At 36.5% G+C, this 15,826-nt stretch carries 19 protein-coding genes and 1 tRNA gene; 10 read left to right on the plus strand and 10 right to left on the minus strand.

The window, feature by feature from the left end:
• Both ACTWP4_RS21935 and ACTWP4_RS21940 read left to right on the plus strand, forming a co-directional pair.
• A complete protein-coding gene (locus ACTWP4_RS21935) occupies positions 1 to 81 on the plus strand; it encodes an IS3 family transposase (RefSeq protein WP_443127340.1) in 81 nt (26 codons plus the stop codon).
• Between the two features lie 92 nt (positions 82 to 173).
• Positions 174 to 246, plus strand: a tRNA-Ala gene (locus ACTWP4_RS21940).
• Between the two features lie 305 nt (positions 247 to 551).
• Here ACTWP4_RS21940 and ACTWP4_RS21945 read toward each other — a convergent pair.
• Positions 552 to 1,196 (minus strand): transcriptional regulator, encoded by a 645-nt coding sequence (locus tag ACTWP4_RS21945; protein ID WP_443130922.1) that lies wholly within the window; start codon positions 1,194 to 1,196, stop codon positions 552 to 554.
• Between the two features lie 510 nt (positions 1,197 to 1,706).
• On the opposite strand from ACTWP4_RS21945, the gene ald reads away from it, so the two are divergent.
• The gene (gene ald, locus ACTWP4_RS21950; RefSeq protein WP_443130923.1) at positions 1,707 to 2,822 is read left to right on the plus strand and encodes an alanine dehydrogenase; all 1,116 of its coding nucleotides are present in this window, start codon (positions 1,707 to 1,709) and stop codon (positions 2,820 to 2,822) included.
• Positions 2,823 to 2,828: 6 nt separating this feature from the next.
• Here ald and ACTWP4_RS21955 read toward each other — a convergent pair whose 3' ends face one another.
• The 6 genes from ACTWP4_RS21955 to ACTWP4_RS21980 form a co-directional block, all read right to left on the minus strand.
• Positions 2,829 to 3,164, minus strand: a complete 336-nt coding sequence (locus ACTWP4_RS21955) for a hypothetical protein (RefSeq protein ID WP_443130924.1) — start codon at positions 3,162 to 3,164, stop codon at positions 2,829 to 2,831.
• Between the two features lie 75 nt (positions 3,165 to 3,239).
• Positions 3,240 to 3,485 carry a DUF1450 domain-containing protein gene (locus ACTWP4_RS21960; RefSeq protein ID WP_443130925.1) on the minus strand — a complete coding sequence of 82 codons (246 nt, stop codon included), beginning with the start codon at positions 3,483 to 3,485 and terminating at the stop codon, positions 3,240 to 3,242.
• Positions 3,486 to 3,742: 257 nt separating this feature from the next.
• A complete protein-coding gene (locus ACTWP4_RS21965; RefSeq protein WP_443130926.1) occupies positions 3,743 to 4,429 on the minus strand; it encodes an LrgB family protein in 687 nt (228 codons plus the stop codon).
• Positions 4,422 to 4,790 (minus strand): CidA/LrgA family protein, encoded by a 369-nt coding sequence (locus ACTWP4_RS21970; protein ID WP_443130927.1) that lies wholly within the window; start codon positions 4,788 to 4,790, stop codon positions 4,422 to 4,424. The genes ACTWP4_RS21965 and ACTWP4_RS21970 overlap by 8 nt, the downstream gene beginning before the upstream one ends.
• A 262-nt stretch (positions 4,791 to 5,052) precedes the next feature.
• On the minus strand, positions 5,053 to 5,601 hold the full coding sequence (locus ACTWP4_RS21975) for a GNAT family N-acetyltransferase (protein WP_443130928.1): 549 nt from the start codon (positions 5,599 to 5,601) through the stop codon (positions 5,053 to 5,055).
• A 328-nt stretch (positions 5,602 to 5,929) separates the two neighbouring features.
• The gene (locus tag ACTWP4_RS21980; protein WP_443130929.1) at positions 5,930 to 6,838 is read right to left on the minus strand and encodes a TIGR01777 family oxidoreductase; all 909 of its coding nucleotides are present in this window, start codon (positions 6,836 to 6,838) and stop codon (positions 5,930 to 5,932) included.
• 58 nt (positions 6,839 to 6,896) lie between these two features.
• Here ACTWP4_RS21980 and recX point away from each other — a divergent pair, with 58 nt between their 5' ends.
• Positions 6,897 to 7,721 carry a recombination regulator RecX gene (gene recX, locus ACTWP4_RS21985; RefSeq protein WP_443130930.1) on the plus strand — a complete coding sequence of 275 codons (825 nt, stop codon included), beginning with the start codon at positions 6,897 to 6,899 and terminating at the stop codon, positions 7,719 to 7,721.
• On the opposite strand, the gene ACTWP4_RS21990 is transcribed toward recX, so the two are convergent.
• Entirely contained in the window at positions 7,722 to 8,516 is a 795-nt protein-coding gene (locus tag ACTWP4_RS21990) for an HAD family hydrolase (protein WP_443130931.1), read from the minus strand.
• Between the two features lie 145 nt (positions 8,517 to 8,661).
• Here ACTWP4_RS21990 and ACTWP4_RS21995 point away from each other — a divergent pair, with 145 nt between their 5' ends.
• On the plus strand, positions 8,662 to 8,994 hold the full coding sequence (locus ACTWP4_RS21995; RefSeq protein WP_443130932.1) for a YfhH family protein: 333 nt from the start codon (positions 8,662 to 8,664) through the stop codon (positions 8,992 to 8,994).
• Between the two features lie 20 nt (positions 8,995 to 9,014).
• A complete protein-coding gene (locus ACTWP4_RS22000; RefSeq protein WP_443130933.1) occupies positions 9,015 to 9,281 on the plus strand; it encodes a YfhJ family protein in 267 nt (88 codons plus the stop codon).
• 61 nt (positions 9,282 to 9,342) lie between these two features.
• Here ACTWP4_RS22000 and ACTWP4_RS22005 read toward each other — a convergent pair whose 3' ends face one another.
• The gene (locus ACTWP4_RS22005; RefSeq protein WP_443130934.1) at positions 9,343 to 10,329 is read right to left on the minus strand and encodes a metal-dependent hydrolase; all 987 of its coding nucleotides are present in this window, start codon (positions 10,327 to 10,329) and stop codon (positions 9,343 to 9,345) included.
• Positions 10,330 to 10,491: 162 nt separating this feature from the next.
• Between ACTWP4_RS22005 and mutY the strand changes: the two genes are divergently transcribed.
• The 4 genes from mutY (at position 10,492) to ACTWP4_RS22025 (ending at position 14,644) form a co-directional block, all read left to right on the plus strand.
• Positions 10,492 to 11,544 carry an A/G-specific adenine glycosylase gene (gene mutY / locus ACTWP4_RS22010; protein ID WP_443130954.1) on the plus strand — a complete coding sequence of 351 codons (1,053 nt, stop codon included), beginning with the start codon at positions 10,492 to 10,494 and terminating at the stop codon, positions 11,542 to 11,544.
• Between the two features lie 127 nt (positions 11,545 to 11,671).
• The gene (locus tag ACTWP4_RS22015) at positions 11,672 to 11,842 is read left to right on the plus strand and encodes a gamma-type small acid-soluble spore protein (RefSeq protein ID WP_443130935.1); all 171 of its coding nucleotides are present in this window, start codon (positions 11,672 to 11,674) and stop codon (positions 11,840 to 11,842) included.
• Between the two features lie 489 nt (positions 11,843 to 12,331).
• Complete coding sequence (gene ntdP, locus ACTWP4_RS22020; protein WP_443130936.1) at positions 12,332 to 12,859, plus strand: nucleoside tri-diphosphate phosphatase; 528 nt, start codon at positions 12,332 to 12,334, stop codon at positions 12,857 to 12,859.
• Positions 12,860 to 12,892: 33 nt separating this feature from the next.
• Positions 12,893 to 14,644: an ABC transporter ATP-binding protein gene (locus tag ACTWP4_RS22025; RefSeq protein ID WP_443130937.1), complete on the plus strand. Its 1,752-nt coding sequence runs from the start codon at positions 12,893 to 12,895 to the stop codon at positions 14,642 to 14,644.
• Positions 14,645 to 14,695: 51 nt separating this feature from the next.
• Here ACTWP4_RS22025 and ACTWP4_RS22030 read toward each other — a convergent pair whose 3' ends face one another.
• Positions 14,696 to 15,778, minus strand: a complete 1,083-nt coding sequence (locus ACTWP4_RS22030; protein ID WP_443130938.1) for an aromatic acid exporter family protein — start codon at positions 15,776 to 15,778, stop codon at positions 14,696 to 14,698.
• Between the last annotated feature and the right edge of the window lie 48 nt (positions 15,779 to 15,826).

The raw sequence follows: 15,826 nt of genomic DNA on the forward strand, positions 1-15,826 counted from the left end.
ATCCATTTCTATAATGTGGAGCGATACCAGAAAAGATTAAACGGCCTCAGTCCTATGGAGTGTAGGAATAAGGCCGCATAAATCCTTTTTATTATTTCCACTGTCTACTTGACAGGGGGCAGTTCATCGTGCATTCGGACTCTTTTTTTATTATAATAGGGTTATGAAATATCGGGGCATTAGCTCAGTTGGGAGAGCATCGTGCTGGCAGCGCGAGGGTCAGCGGTTCGAGCCCGCTATGCTCCATCTATCGACACCGTTTCTCATCATGAGGAATGGTGTTGTTTTTTTTTGGGTGGGATAAGTCCACGGAGGGATCAGCGGACATCTATTCCGTTAATTCAACTGAAATACCTAGTTTTAGAGGTTACATGGACATCCGTTCCGTTATTTATAAGAAATTCTTTAAATAGAAGCAAAATCTCGGTCAATAACGGAATAAATGTCCTTAAAAGGCACATAACAAACTTTTTTTCGCTATTTAACGGAACGAATGTCCGGCTTACTATAAAGGATCTAGGTCCTCTTGGGCATCTACAAAGTCTGTTACTTTATCTTAGCCGATATGTTCTTATTCGTTCTTTGCCATTCTCTACTTTTAGAATCTGGGAATCCACCATTTTATGTAAAAGGCGTCTAGCATGGCGATCACTTACATTAAGGTGTTGGGCTACTTCGAGAGGTGTAATAGGTCGAAGTAAACGTTGAGCAAATCGCAAAATTTCTGATTTGACCCAAGTTAAGGAGGAAGGTGCTTCAACTGAAATGAATTTGCCTATAAAAGAAAGGATAAGCTGCTGACACTGTTTAGGTTCGTCCTTAATCGATAAAAAGGCGATAGGTAAGAAAATCCAACCGTCCAGAGCCAACAAGGAATGTCGCCAGCATAAGTCCTTAAACCTTCTGACATCCAAATCTCTGGCATGGGGTCCATAACCTTGAATTTCGATTCCTCCTTTAGCACCTCCAGGCATATAGGCAAGGTCGAGGTAACGATATCCATTATTGAAATCACGAACTTCCCATTCGGGATACAAATGATCAAAATTGCCGACGGTGGGATACCAAATAAGACGAAGAAATTCAACAGTACCATGGCCTAATCCTTTTTTCAAAATTTCTCTTCTCCTATGATTTTTTTCTTCAGAAATATTTTTTTGAAGCCAGTCGTCCATAGCTTGCTTAAATGGTTGCATGTTAAACACGTCCTTTTCAAAATAGGTTTGGATGGGTCATTGTAAAGGGAGGATAGAAGGAGAAAATCTATCATTTCGATTAGATATTTGTATAGTAACTTATAAATGATTAATTAGCAATAAGTAACTAACAACAATGTATGTCAAATCGAGGGTTAATGGACATCTATTCCGTTAAATCACCTGAAATACCTAGTTTTAGAGGTTACATGGACATCCGTTCCGTTATTTATAAGAAATTCTTTAAATAGAAGCAAAATCTCGGTCAATAACAGAATAAATGTCCTTAAAATGCTCAAAACATACCTTTTTCCGCTATTTAACGGAACGAATGTCCTCTTACTTAAATATTCGCTGAATTCCATGATCGTCCCATTTTTGGCCTTCGAATATCATTACTGCTGTTTCGCTAAACTGATTTATACTATTTGTATTATTTTCCCCCAAAAAAGGGAAAACGAATAATAACAATTTTTCATACCATACTAGCAAAGAGAAAGAGGTGAAATGATGAAAATCGGTGTACCTAAGGAAATAAAAAGCAATGAAAATCGTGTGGCGATCACACCTGCTGGAGTAATGATGTTAAAAAGTGCAGGTCATGAGGTTAAGATAGAAAGCGGGGCAGGCCTTGGCAGTGGTATTGATGATCAAGCATTTCAACAAGCAGGAGCGGATATTGTACCTTCAGCAGAACAGGCTTGGGCTCAGGAATTAGTAGTAAAAGTGAAGGAGCCTCAGCCATCAGAGTTTGCTTTCTTTCGACAAGATTTACTTCTGTTTACTTATTTGCATTTAGCTGCTGAGAAAGAAGTTGCAGAAGCTTTATTAGAAAATAAAACGACAGGTATTGCGTATGAAACGATTCAATTGGCCAATGGTGGATTACCACTGCTCACGCCAATGAGCGAAATTGCAGGCCGTATGTCAGTGCAGGCAGGTGTTAGATTTTTAGAAAAAGTGCACGGAGGTAAAGGTGTCCTTCCTAGTGGTGTTCCAGGTGTTTCACCAGCCAATGTTGTCATTGTTGGTGGAGGTATAGTAGGAACCAATGCAGCAAAAATGGCGATCGGTTTAGGAGCAAATGTCACATTATTAGACATTAATATCGAACGATTACGTCAGTTAGAGGATTTATTCCAAGGGAAAATCCGAACCTTAGCATCAAATAAATTTAATCTAGCAGAAAAGGTAAGAGAAGCAGATTTAGTAGTAGGTGCAGTACTAATTCCAGGTGCACGAGCACCAAAACTGGTAACAGAAGAAATGGTTAAATCGATGGAAGCAGGTTCTGTAATTGTCGATGTAGCGGTCGATCAAGGTGGTTCGATTGAGACAATTGACCACGTTACAACACATGAAGATCCGATCTACGTTAAACATGGTGTCAATCACTATGCTGTTGCTAATATTCCAGGTGCAGTATCAAAAACCGCCACATATGCACTAACTAATGTCACCGCTCCATATATTTTAAAACTTGCAAACAAAGGACTAAAAGAGTTTGTCCGATCTGATCAAGCTTTTGCAAAAGGTATTAACACATACCAAGGGAAAATTGTCCATGAAGCGGTAGCGAAAGCACATGATAGAAGATATATCGACATTAGCTCCATTTTTGAGTAGAAATTTTCAAGTTAGTTGTTGGCGTGAATATTGAATGACGAAATAATGAATAGGCAAAAGGATAAGGGAGATTACAATTAGAAATGTTGAAAAATCTGTGAAAAGCATATAAACATTTGAGCCAATTATATAGAGACTATACAGAAAAACGGAAATGATAGTAAGCCATAGTAATGCTTTCTTGTTCGAAAAGAATCCAACTAAAGATAATATTAATGCAATACCAAACAATCCTCCAGGCAAAGCAAACCAATACGAAGCTTCTTTGAAAAAAGAAATAGCTTCCATTATCAGCGATGTACCTAAAAGAAAGACATATAAGGGCACAAGTACTTTTGCCAAACAAACATCTCCTTTTATCTATATTTTTCCATATTATAACACGAAAAAAGTGGTTCCATAATAGGGACCACTTTTTTAATGAAAGAAAGCCAACTCTTCTTCAATCGCTTTTTTTATTTTCTCCAATGTTTCCTCGGGTGTTTTGCCGTGGATTCGACGATTGTTCACTAAGGCATACGGTTTTAACCTGCATAATCCACAGAAGTTCAGGCAGTCATTAATTAATACGGCCACCTCGGGATATTGTGATTCGATAATATTCTCTATATCAAATGTATTCATTAAGTTGCTATCACATATTTCTACAACGACGATTCCCAACATATCACCTTCCATCTATGTCTGTATGACTTTTACCACAGACAAAAAGAGAATCATTCTATAAACTAACCCTATCATTACTACTTTGTCAACTTATAAGTTTTATCACGGTGCTAAATCGTTCGTATAACCCTAATAAGTTTCACTAACCATCAGTGTGGGTCAAAAACCCTCACTGTTGGAAGCCTCACGTTTCGCAAAAGGTGGCGCTGCTTGTGAATTTATTGTACAAAAATATAGCTGTAGAGATTATCACTCTACAGCAAGTTTAAAAACAGCGGCACTAAGAAGGATACAACCACTGCACTAATTGTCATCGATAATGCACTGACTGCACCGTCCAGTTCACCTAACTCCAATGCCTTGGAAGTGCCAATCGCATGTGATGCCGTTCCAATACCAAGCCCTCTTGCCACAGGGTGTTGAATGCGAAGTAATCGCAAAATAACTGGCCCGAACATCGCACCACTAATACCAGCTATCATGACAAAGACAGCAGCAAAAGATAAATTCCCGCCTGCCGTATCTGTAATACTTAATGCAACGGGTGTTGTCACTGACTTTGCTGCAACAGACTGAATAATCCAATCCTCAAATCCGAGCATTTTTGCGCCGGCAATTCCTGTAACTATACCGATAATCGAACCAGCAAATATGCCAATCGATATCGTCCGTACGTATTTTTTGATTAAATCTAGCTGGCGATAGAGTGGTAAAGCAAGTGCTACCACGATTGGTCCAAGAAACAGATCAATCCATTGTCCACCATGCATATACGCTTGATAAGAAATATCGCTAAACCCTAAAAGCATAATTAAAATTCCAGAAGTTAAGAAAATCGGTAAGGTAAATGGACTGGGATACTTACGATATATCCTTTTCGTTAAAGCATAGACAGCAATAGTAAGAATTAAAAAAAACATTCCAATCGATAATTTAGTCATGAGCATCTACTTCTTTCTTCAGCAGCAACGATGTAATCAACCCGCTGATACCAATGATTAAAAAAGTACTAAGCATGACAAGCGGAATCATTAAACTCCCTTTGCCGTAAAAGAAGTCTAAATATTGTACAACTCCGACGGTAACGGGAACAAAGAATATCGGCATATCCTTCATTAATAAATCGATTCCATCAGCTATCCATTCCACTCGGATTATTTTCCCAGTTAATAACGCGAAAAAGAGCAGCATGCCAATAATACTACCTGGTATAAATAATGAAAAAGCTGATTGAATCGCTTCACCAATATAATAAAACAAAAATAGCACACTAATCTGTAAGATAATTTTTATATATTTCATCGATAAGGCCTCCGCTCTTATCATAAGCCTTACAGAAGCATGTGCGCAAGTTAATTATTCCGAAAAAAATGCCGACTATATATAAAGATATTCACAATGTTATCAACAGAAAAAACCAAACATGACAAACCTCATTCAGTTTATCCACACTATCCCCAATAAACTTACAGATCTACCTACTTAATAAATACCCTTATTAAAACAAGATCCACAAACCTTATGCACATTATGCACAGGTTTGTGGATAACTGGTGTGGATATCTTACATTGCTTCTTCTCCTTCTGCATGAGATTCCAAATGAGAGAAGTAATTCTGTTTTGTAATCACATATAAATCATAGATAGGTTCTTCCTGTTGTGTATTGATTTTTTCAAAAACTTCAGGATAGCTTTCATTACCATACATGACAAAAGGGATTTTTAATACTGCTTTTAAAGAGCGTATATTTGTCCGTCTAATTTTAATAAATATGGCATCCATGTCATGATGATAAAAAAGCTCTTCAAAAAACGCGTCTTTCGCTAATTTATTATAGCCCTTGCCAAAGTAAGGTTTACCGATCCATGTCGCTAAAAAGCCTGCCTTGTTTTCAATATCAAATAAATTGATCGTCCCGATTGGATTATAATATTCATCGACAATAGTGCGAGAAATGATTTCACCACGTTCCTCTGCTTCCATTGTCTGTTTCGTTAAAAAATAAAATTCGTCACTGGAATAAGCTTTATGTCTTACATATGGGAAAACTTCCGGATCAGACATGAGATCAAATAAAACAGGAGCATCCTGGACGTCTCTTCTTTTAAGCATAAAAAATCCCTCCTTAGGCTTTGGAGGGTGAAAAGAAGACAGAAACATGGCTTAGCTGTGTCCTAGCCACCCTCGAATTTTTATCAAAGTTTAAACAAAAATTCGGGGTGGGAATCGAACCCACTAGAACCAGTGTATTCACACTGGTGGCGCACCATTTGCCTTCCCTTATATCTACTGCTTAGTACCTTTATCTTACACAATAAACAGGATATTTGTAAATAGAAAATCGAAAAAAATATTTAAAAAATTTGAGTAAAGTGAAGGAATGTTAAGTAAATTTACTTTATGTTAATATAAAACGTTATAAATGACAATAAATCGTCTATTAAGACGATTTATTGTAAATTTCGGTTAAAGCATGTTCGATCCTAGCGTGGTGAAAATGATACCCTGACTCAATCGCTTTTTCGGGTAAAACTTTTTGTCCATCAATAACGAGTATACTCATTTCACCTAGAATCGCTTTTAAGAGAAAGCTTGGTGTTGGAAACCAGTTTGGCCGGTTTAAAGCTTTAGCAAGTGCTTGTGTTAATTCCTTGTTTTGAACAGGATTTGGGGCTGTAAGATGTAACGTCCGATCAATCGTTTTATTATCGAGGGCAAATAATAACAAGCCAACGACATCCTCAATGTGAATCCATGACACCCACTGTTTACCAGAGCCAATTTTTCCTCCTGCAAATAAGCGAAATGGCATTGCCATAAGAGGTAAAGAACCTTCTTTTCCTAAGACGACCCCAAGTCTTGCTACAATTGTTCGAACACCATGGGATCTTGCTTGCAATGCTGTTTTTTCCCAAGCTTCCGTTACTTCAGCAAGAAAATCATTCCCTTTTTCCTCAGATTGTTCCGTAAATGTTTTGCTATTTGATGTACCAAAGTAGCCGACCGCTGATGCGTTAATCAATACTTCGGGTTTTTCTGGCATTTTTTTAATTAGGTCAATAATCGCATATGTCGCATTGATTCTACTCTGATAGATTTTATCTTTTTTTGTTTTTGTCCAATAACCGAATAAGGAATCTCCAGCCAAATTAATAATACCATCAAGCTTAGGTAATTGATGTTCCGGGTGATAATTGTCTTTTAACCATCCCACATAGGATACTTGTTCATTACTATGAAATTTCTCAGGAGACCTAGTTAAAATGTAGACCGTGTCACCTCGATCGATTAATGCTTTTGTTACATGTTTTCCTACAAATCCAGTTCCTCCAGCAATTGCGATATTCATATAAGACCCTCCAGTTTTATTTGTAGAACAAATGTTTGTGTGTTAAAATAAAGATGAGGTGGTAAACTTGCCCGAAATAACAAAAATAACGACGCAAAAGAAATCGAAGCACCGTTTTAATATTTTTTTAAAAGAAAAAGAGCAAGAATACTATGGTTTCAGTGTGAATGAAGATATTTTGATTGAATATTATCTTCGGAAAGGGCTGGTTCTAACTCCTGATATGATCAAGCAAATTCAGGAAAAAGATGAGTCATATAAAGCATATACCCTTTCTGTTAAGTATTTAAGTTACAGAATGCGTTCTGAGCAAGAATTAATTGACCATTTACAACGAAAAGAAATCGACGATACTTATATCGGTGAAGTAATGGATCGATTAAAACAGGAAGGATTAGTGGATGACCTCGCGTTTAGTGAGGCGCTAGTAAGAACGAGACTGCAAACATCAAGTAAAGGTCCATTGATGATAAAGAAAGAACTGGCTGACAAAGGTATACAAGCTTCTATCACGGAACAGGCCTTAAGCCATTACACGTTTGAGAAACAATACGAAAAAGTAGAAAAATTGGCTCGAAAAAAATTACAAGCTTCCAGTAAAAAATCTCAACAGCAACAAAAGGACAGCGTGAAGCAAACATTAATGCAAAAAGGATTTACTTTTGATGTTATTTCTGAAGTGTTGAAAGAGATTGAATTAGAACGAGACAGTGATGAGGAATACAATGCTATTGTATTTCAAGGTGAGAAACTGGTGACGAAATATCAGAAAAAAGAAAGTGGATATGCTTTGAAGCAAAAGGTAAAAGCAGCCTTATACCGAAAGGGCTTTACATCTGAATTAATTGCTCGATTTATTGAAGAGAATATAAGTGAGCACTGATTAGCTAGTGCTCACTTTACCTTGAATAAGTTCAATTGCCTCAAATACGTTATCCACAACATGTGAGGCTTTTTGCTGTACTGCTTCAGGTGCTGTGCTCATGGCAAAGCTGTTGGAGGTCATTTCGAACATGGGAATATCATTATAAGAATCCCCTATCACCGCTATTTCTTCTAATTTAATATCCAGATATTCTGCTAGTGCAGTTAAGCCTAATGCTTTACTTACACCTTTTGGTACAATATCAACACAATGAGGATCAGATAAATACGTTTCACTCACCTCATGAAATGCTTCATTTATCTTTTTTTGGAAACTTACGATATCACTTTGTTCTCCGAGAAGCATGTATTTACTAGGTAAGAATGCTTCGTTATAATCATTTGCGAAATCGACACCTTCGACTAACGGGAAATAAAGAATTTCTTCCATCGCTTTGATTTCAGGTGTTTTAAAAGAGATATAAGATTCATCTGCTGTTGTGATGCAGAATGGATTAGGAAATTCACTTACTGCATGATGTAGGGCACTGCTTGTTACAGCATCAAATGTTTTTGCAAGGATTTTTTGATTATCAATCGTATCCACGAAAGCACCATTCTGGCTAATACGGTGTGCATCATGCTTAATCTCTGTACAGATTTTTACGATATCTCGTTCCATTCTTCCAGTAGCAACGGCAAAATCAATATCTTGCTCTTTTAGACGATGAATCGCGTCTATATCTTCTTGTTTTATGACATTGCCTGGTTTTAATAATGTTCCATCTAAATCTGTCGCAAATAATTTTATCAAGTTAAAATCTCCTTTTTGTAAGATTATCTTAATTATACAAGGTAACAAGGTGTATGCAAAAATAATATGCCAACGGTTTACGATATTTTTACATTTCGTATAGTAATGATAAAATAAAGGTAGAAACTAACTTGGTGGTGTAGCAATGGAACGTAGATATAGTTCATATACAGTTGAAGAATTACGAGCAGAAGTAGCACAATTGAAAGAAAAATTGCAGAAGGCAGAACAATGGGGAAATGTTAGTGAATATGAAATTCTCCAGCGAAAAATGCAAATGGCAGCAGCCTATCTCGTTAACCCGGCTGATTTTGATAAGGGTGAGCGATACGAGCTGGCTGGAGATCCAGGTCAAACTTTTGAAATCACGTATATAAATGGAGTGTTTGCCTGGGGGCATCGCATCAATTTATTAGGGCAAAAATTTGAAACAGAAGAAGCAGTTCCATTATCAATATTAGGGGATAAACAATCTTAATGTAAGCGAGGGAAGTAAAGATGCAAGATGAGATTCAAAGACTAGCTGAAGAATTACATCAAAAAAACCCATCGTTAACAATACTTGAAGCAAGAAGTTGGGTGGAAATACTTTGGGAAGATTTTGAATCGACAAGAGCTAGAGCGGGTAGAAAATATGAAGGAGTCGAAGTGACAAAGAAAATCGTACGTCACTGGATATCGCAATATGGTGATAAATTAGATGACTTTGCCACAAGATACCCGAAATATCAGCAACTAATCAATGGTAATAATACCGTACACTAAAGAAGATCACAGTGCAGAAGCTGTGATCTTTTAGTATTTATGGTTTACTTGTAAAAAGTACTTACACCGTATTACCATCTAAATTTAACTTATCCTGTAATTTTTCTTCAGAAAAAACCCAGCCTGTATAAGAATTCATAATTCTCATATTATCATCAATTTGCACGACTGCTACGAATGGGTAATGCCCTTCGGAACGGTAACGTAAATCGATGAACCTCACTTCGGTAAAGTCATCATACATATTGATTTCCCAACGATAAATTGGTGAAAAAGATAAGAAAGCAGAAATATTTTTATCTTTCATCGCTATTTTTATCACTGGTTCATCTGGTAATGGAATTTGATAAAATTTATCATCAATTTCTATATGCCCGTCCTCGACTCTGCCGACGAAATAGTGTTGATCTGTTGTCAAGGCAATTCGCCAGATGTTTTGTTTTACAGTCGGAGAAGTGGCAATTTGTTCAACATGGTCAAAATTTTCATGGATCATCTTTACAATTTCCCGCTTGTCGATGTACCGTTTAATGTAATACAATACAATAATAAAATAGATCATTATCCAGGTGTAGCCAGGATTAGCACCAAGTAACCACGCAATGATTCCGATGACGTGAAGGCTGAAAATATACGGATCAAAGGTGCTAATAAAGCCATGTGCTACCCATTTTTTTGTGAATGGCCGGTATGCTTGTGTGCCATAAGCATTGAATATATCAACAAAGACGTGCAAAAACACGGCAAGAAATGTCCATAGCCACAAATGAATAAAATTAACATCTGGAACAAACAAGTAAATGATCGATGAAATCAGGATACCCCAGAAGATGACAGCCGGAATGGAGTGGGTAATCCCACGATGGTGCCTTATATATGTGGCATTATCACGCAGCTTTAATATGGTATCAAAGTCTGGTGCATGTGATCCTATGATAGTCCCTGCCATAACTGCTGTAAAAAGGACCGTATCTTGTTGTACAACTGGATCTAATGTCGCAATGCCACTTAAGGCAATACCCATTGTAATATGAGTACCAGTATCCATCTTAGCTGCCCCTTTCTTGTCTTATTTAGCAGAATAATGTTTTAAGCGCCCGTGATTAGTGAGACTTCCCTCATCAGTTATCACATATGGCTCAGTCGATACGTAGCGGTCTCCATTTTCTTAAAAATATTGTATCATGAAGGATGAATTATTGTGAAATATATGTCTATTATCAATATACCCCAATTTCAAGAGGATTTAATCATATGGTTTAAAAATGAACAACGTCAATTACCATGGAGGGAGAACCAGGACCCGTATCGAGTATGGGTGTCAGAGATTATGTTACAACAAACAAAAGTTGATACCGTTATCCCATACTTTCAAAATTTCATGGATCATTTTCCAACTTTAACAGCTTTAGCAAATGCAGACGAGCAAAAGGTGTTAAAGGCATGGGAAGGTCTTGGTTATTACTCTCGTGCCCGTAATTTACAAACCGCAGTTAGAGAAGTGGTTGAACAATATGATGCTAAAGTACCCGATGATCCTAAACAATTAGGTAACTTAAAAGGTGTTGGACCGTACACAAAAGGTGCGATATTAAGTATTGCATTTGATAAAGCAGAACCAGCAGTCGACGGAAATGTTATGCGCGTCCTTTCAAGAATATTGCGTATTGAAGAGGATATTGCTAAACCTAAGACAAGAAAAACATTTGAAGCAGCGGTCCGTGAATTAATCTCAGAAGAGAACCCGTCTGCCTTTAATCAAGGTTTAATGGAACTTGGTGCTTTAGTGTGTACCCCAAAAAAACCGAGTTGTTTATTATGTCCAGTTCAAGAACATTGCATCGCTTATCGAGATGGTGTTGAACAAACTTTACCAATAAAGAAGAAGAAAATAAAGCAATCATCACATACTTATTTTGCGCTTGTTATTCAAGATGATGCAGGTAATTATCTTTTGGAACAAAGGCCGGAACAAGGATTACTTGCCCAATTATGGCAATTTCCAATGGTAAAAAAAAATGAAGTAGATGAAAAACATTTATCAGCTTATATACAAGAGAAATTTCAAACAGAAGTAGCAGATATTAATGATCTCGAGCCAGTCAAGCATGTTTTTTCCCATTTGACATGGTTTTTGGATGTAAAGCATGTAACCGTAAAAGGAGAAATTACTTTACCGACACATATGGAACAGATATCGAAAAACGAAATTAAACAATATCCATTACCGGTATCTCATCAAAATATTTATAAACAACTATAGAAAAATATGCTTATTGTAAAGGGAATTTTATAAATGTTAGTCGTTTTTAGCCTCCACAAAAAAGTAGATATTTTTTTGGATAAAATCAATGATCATGGGCAAATTAATGTTCGTGGAGGTGATATTGATGGCTAAGAATAATAAAGCAAACCCAAGCAAAACAGATGCTGCTGAAGTAAAACGCCAAAATCAACAAGCTGCACAAGGTCAAGGACAATTCGGTACAGAGTTTGCTAGCGAAACTAATGCACAAGAGGTTCGCAAGCAAAATCAAAAGTCCCAAAATAACAAAAAATAATTATACAATCTTTAAAAAAACTTGGCTCTCTAATGTGGGGAGTCAAGTTTTTTTATTCTAAAAAATGGAGGTGAACGATAAATTCATCAAGAGTGAGCAAAGATTTGTAGAATAAACCATGATAAACGACAAATCCAAGAAGGAAGAGCAAAGATTTGTAGAATAAACCGATATAAACGACAAATCCAAAAAGGAAGAGCAAAGATTTGTAGAATAAACCGATATAAACGACAAATCCAAAAAGGAAGAGCAAAGATTTGTAGAATAAACCAAGATAAACGACAAATCCAACAAGGAAGAGCAAAGATTTGTAGAATAAACCATGATAAACGACAAATCCAAAAAGGAAGAGCAAAGATTTGTAAGGATATCCATTTATTAATGTTTACGCATTCGAACGTTAAATCCATCGTTACAATTGTATTATTTTCAATTGTAAATATTTATCGTTATAATAAGTATTAATAAATAAAAGAAAGGACGATACGAATGGATGGCCTAGAACCAGGAAAAACAATCCAAATACAAAGTTATAAACATAACGGTCAACTCCATCGTGTCTGGGATACAACAACGGTATTAAAAGGAACGAGCAATCGCGTGATTGGAGCAAATGATAAAACGTTAGTTACCGAAAGTGATGGACGTACGTGGATAACGAGGGAGCCAGCGATTTGTTTTTTTCATGCGAAGTATTGGTTCAATGTTATCGGTATGTTACGCGATGATGGCATATATTATTACTGTAACATTAGTTCGCCATTTGTCTTTGAAGACCGGGCAGTTAAATATATAGATTACGACTTAGACGTAAAAGTATTTCCAGATATGACTTATACCCTATTGGACGAGGATGAATATGAGTTGCATAAAAGTCAAATGAATTATCCTAAAGTCTTAGACAAAATATTATGGAACAACGTTGATCATCTCCTGCATTGGGTAAGACAGCGAAAAGGACCTTTTTCACCAGAGTTTGTAGATCAATGGTATGAATTATATTTAACATATCGCTAATAGCAACACCGTATGGAAAGAGGTGAAACAAGTTTGGAAAGTATAAAAAGGTATATGCAATTTGTCTTCCCATATAAGTGGAAGATTTTAGTTACGGTATTAATAGGGATCGTGAAATTCGGTATCCCTCTTTTAATGCCTTTAATTGTTAAGTATGTAATCGATGATATTATTGGCGCTGAAGAATTAACATCTAGTGAAAAGTTATCGGAATTATTCTGGTTAATGGGAATTGCTGCTATTTTATTCATCGTTCTTAGACCGCCAATTGAATATTATCGCCAATATTTAGCGCAATGGACAGGAAACAAAATTTTATATGATATCCGTGAGAAATTATTCGATCATATTCAACGATTAAGTCTGCAGTTTTATTCAAGAACAAAAACAGGGGAAATTATTTCAAGAGTTATTCATGATGTAGAGCAGACCAAAAATTTTGTTATGACTGGTTTAATGAATATATGGCTTGATATGATTACGATTTTGATTGCGATTGGAATAATGTTATACATGGATGTATGGTTGACAATAATATCCGTAATACTATTCCCGCTTTACGCAATATCTGTGAAGATTTTTTATGGGAAATTACGTAACTTAACAAGAGAGAGATCGCAAGCATTGGCTCAGGTGCAAGGTCACCTGCATGAACGTGTGCAAGGGATCCCTGTAACACGGAGTTTTGCATTGGAAGATTATGAAGAAAAAGAGTTTGATAAACAAAACCAAAATTTCTTACAACGAGCAATTGACCATACGGCATGGAATGCGAAAACTTTTGCTGTCATGAATACAATAACGGATGTGGCACCATTATTAGTAATCGGTTTTGCCGGGTATTTTGCGATTACATCTGATTTAACAATAGGTACGATGGCGGCATTCGTCGGTTATATGGATCGTGTATACGGTCCGTTACGAAGATTAATTAGTTCATCAACGGTACTTGTACAATCGATCGCGTCCATGGATCGTGTCTTTGAATTTATCGATGAAAAGTATGATATTAAAGACAAACCGAATGCAAAACCTTTAAATAAAGTCGATGGAAAAGTGGAGTTGGAGAATGTATCGTTCCGTTATGAAAAAGAGGAAGATATAGTCTTAAAAAATATATCTCTCAATGTTGCACAAGGAGAAACAATAGCATTCGTTGGTATGAGTGGGGGCGGAAAATCAACCATTATCAGTTTGATCCCTCGTTTTTACGATGTGACAAGTGGTCGAATTCTTGTGGACGGCCATGATATTCGTGATGTTCAGGCACGTTCGCTCAGAGATAAAATTGGTATGGTATTACAGGATAATATATTGTTCAGCGAGTCGATTGCGATGAACATACGGATGGGGAAACCTGATGCAACTGATGAGGAAGTAATAGCAGCTGCAAAAGCTGCCAACGCACATCAGTTTATCACTGATTTAGCGAATGGTTATGATACATTGGTCGGTGAACGAGGTGTAAAACTGTCAGGTGGACAGAAGCAACGAATAGCGATTGCACGTGTATTCTTAAAAAATCCGCCATTATTGATTTTAGATGAAGCAACGTCGGCACTTGATCTGGAGAGTGAGCACTTAATTCAGGAAGCTTTGGAAAAGTTAGCCTCAGATCGAACTACCTTTATTGTGGCACACCGTTTATCAACAATTACCCATGCAGATCGAATTGTGTTAATTGAAAATGGTGAAATTGCCGAAGAAGGAACACATCAGCAATTAATGAAACAACAAGGCCATTATTATAATTTATACCAAGTCCAAGAATTGGATCATGATTAAAACCATCCGTAAAAAGCGGATGGTTTTTTCTGTGAAAGGGCACCTGTACGGCTATAGGAGGATCTTTCTACGTTTTTTCTTAAAATTGAAATCGAGATGCTCGTGAAACTTTTGGTAGCTGTTCAGTATTCTTTGAAGGTGGAGGATTTCCTTGTGATATTCCATAAGCCTTGAGGCTAGTGGTAATAGAGACAATCTTTCTTTTTCATCTTGTTCATACACATGTATAAGTGTTTCAACTAGATGTGGAATGTCAGGATCGGTAATTTCCTCGATCGATTTCGTTGGATTCTTTTTGATTTTCCCCATGGCACTTAGTAACAAGCGTTCATGTGAGTAGATGATTTTATCCAATTCATCTACTAAAACATTTTGGAATTCTTTCGGTATATTTTCGACTTTTTCATCGTATTGATGAAATGCGTTTAAAGTAGCTAATGACTTTTTCGATGTATTAATCATCTGTCTAAAGATAATTAATTTACGCATTTTCGGCATTCTTGTTTTTCTGAAATAAATTCTTTCTTCACTAAACAATAAGTATGTATGATCTATATGACGTATTTCTGTTTCGATCCGATCTATTTCGGTTCGTAAGGCAGGATCATCAGATAAGTGTCGGGTAGAAATACGTAACCATTGTAAAATATCAGATGTAATTTGATCGATGGACTTGAATAAACGCAATTCATATTTTGGTGGTAGAAATAACATGTTTAAAATGAATGCTGAAAAAATACCCAATGTTAATGCAGAAAAACGAACGACGGCAAAGTTTAATAATAGCATTTCGGTTGTTTCCATTACTGCAAGCACGGCGATAATTGCTAAAGCGACTGTATTTTCATTCATTTTAAAATACATACAAAGAGCAATTACAATAATAATGGTAAATCCAATTACAATAGGGTCATTGCCCAGCCCGAATACTACCATTGCCCCAATACCTACACCAAAAATATTAGCGTAAATTTGTTCGAGCATGGTTTGAAACGAACGATAAATATTTGGCTGGATCGCAAAAGCGGCAGCAATACCTGCATAAGTAGCAGCTTCAATTCCAATTAAATCAGCAACATATAACGCAACAGTGATTGCGAAACCAGTCTTTAGTATCCGTGCACCGAGCTTCATAAAAACTCTCCTTCAAAAAATTGTCATATACAGTATAACAGTTTCCCG

The organism is Gracilibacillus sp. D59, assembly GCF_052246695.1.
Lineage (GTDB): Bacteria > Bacillota > Bacilli > Bacillales > Amphibacillaceae > Gracilibacillus.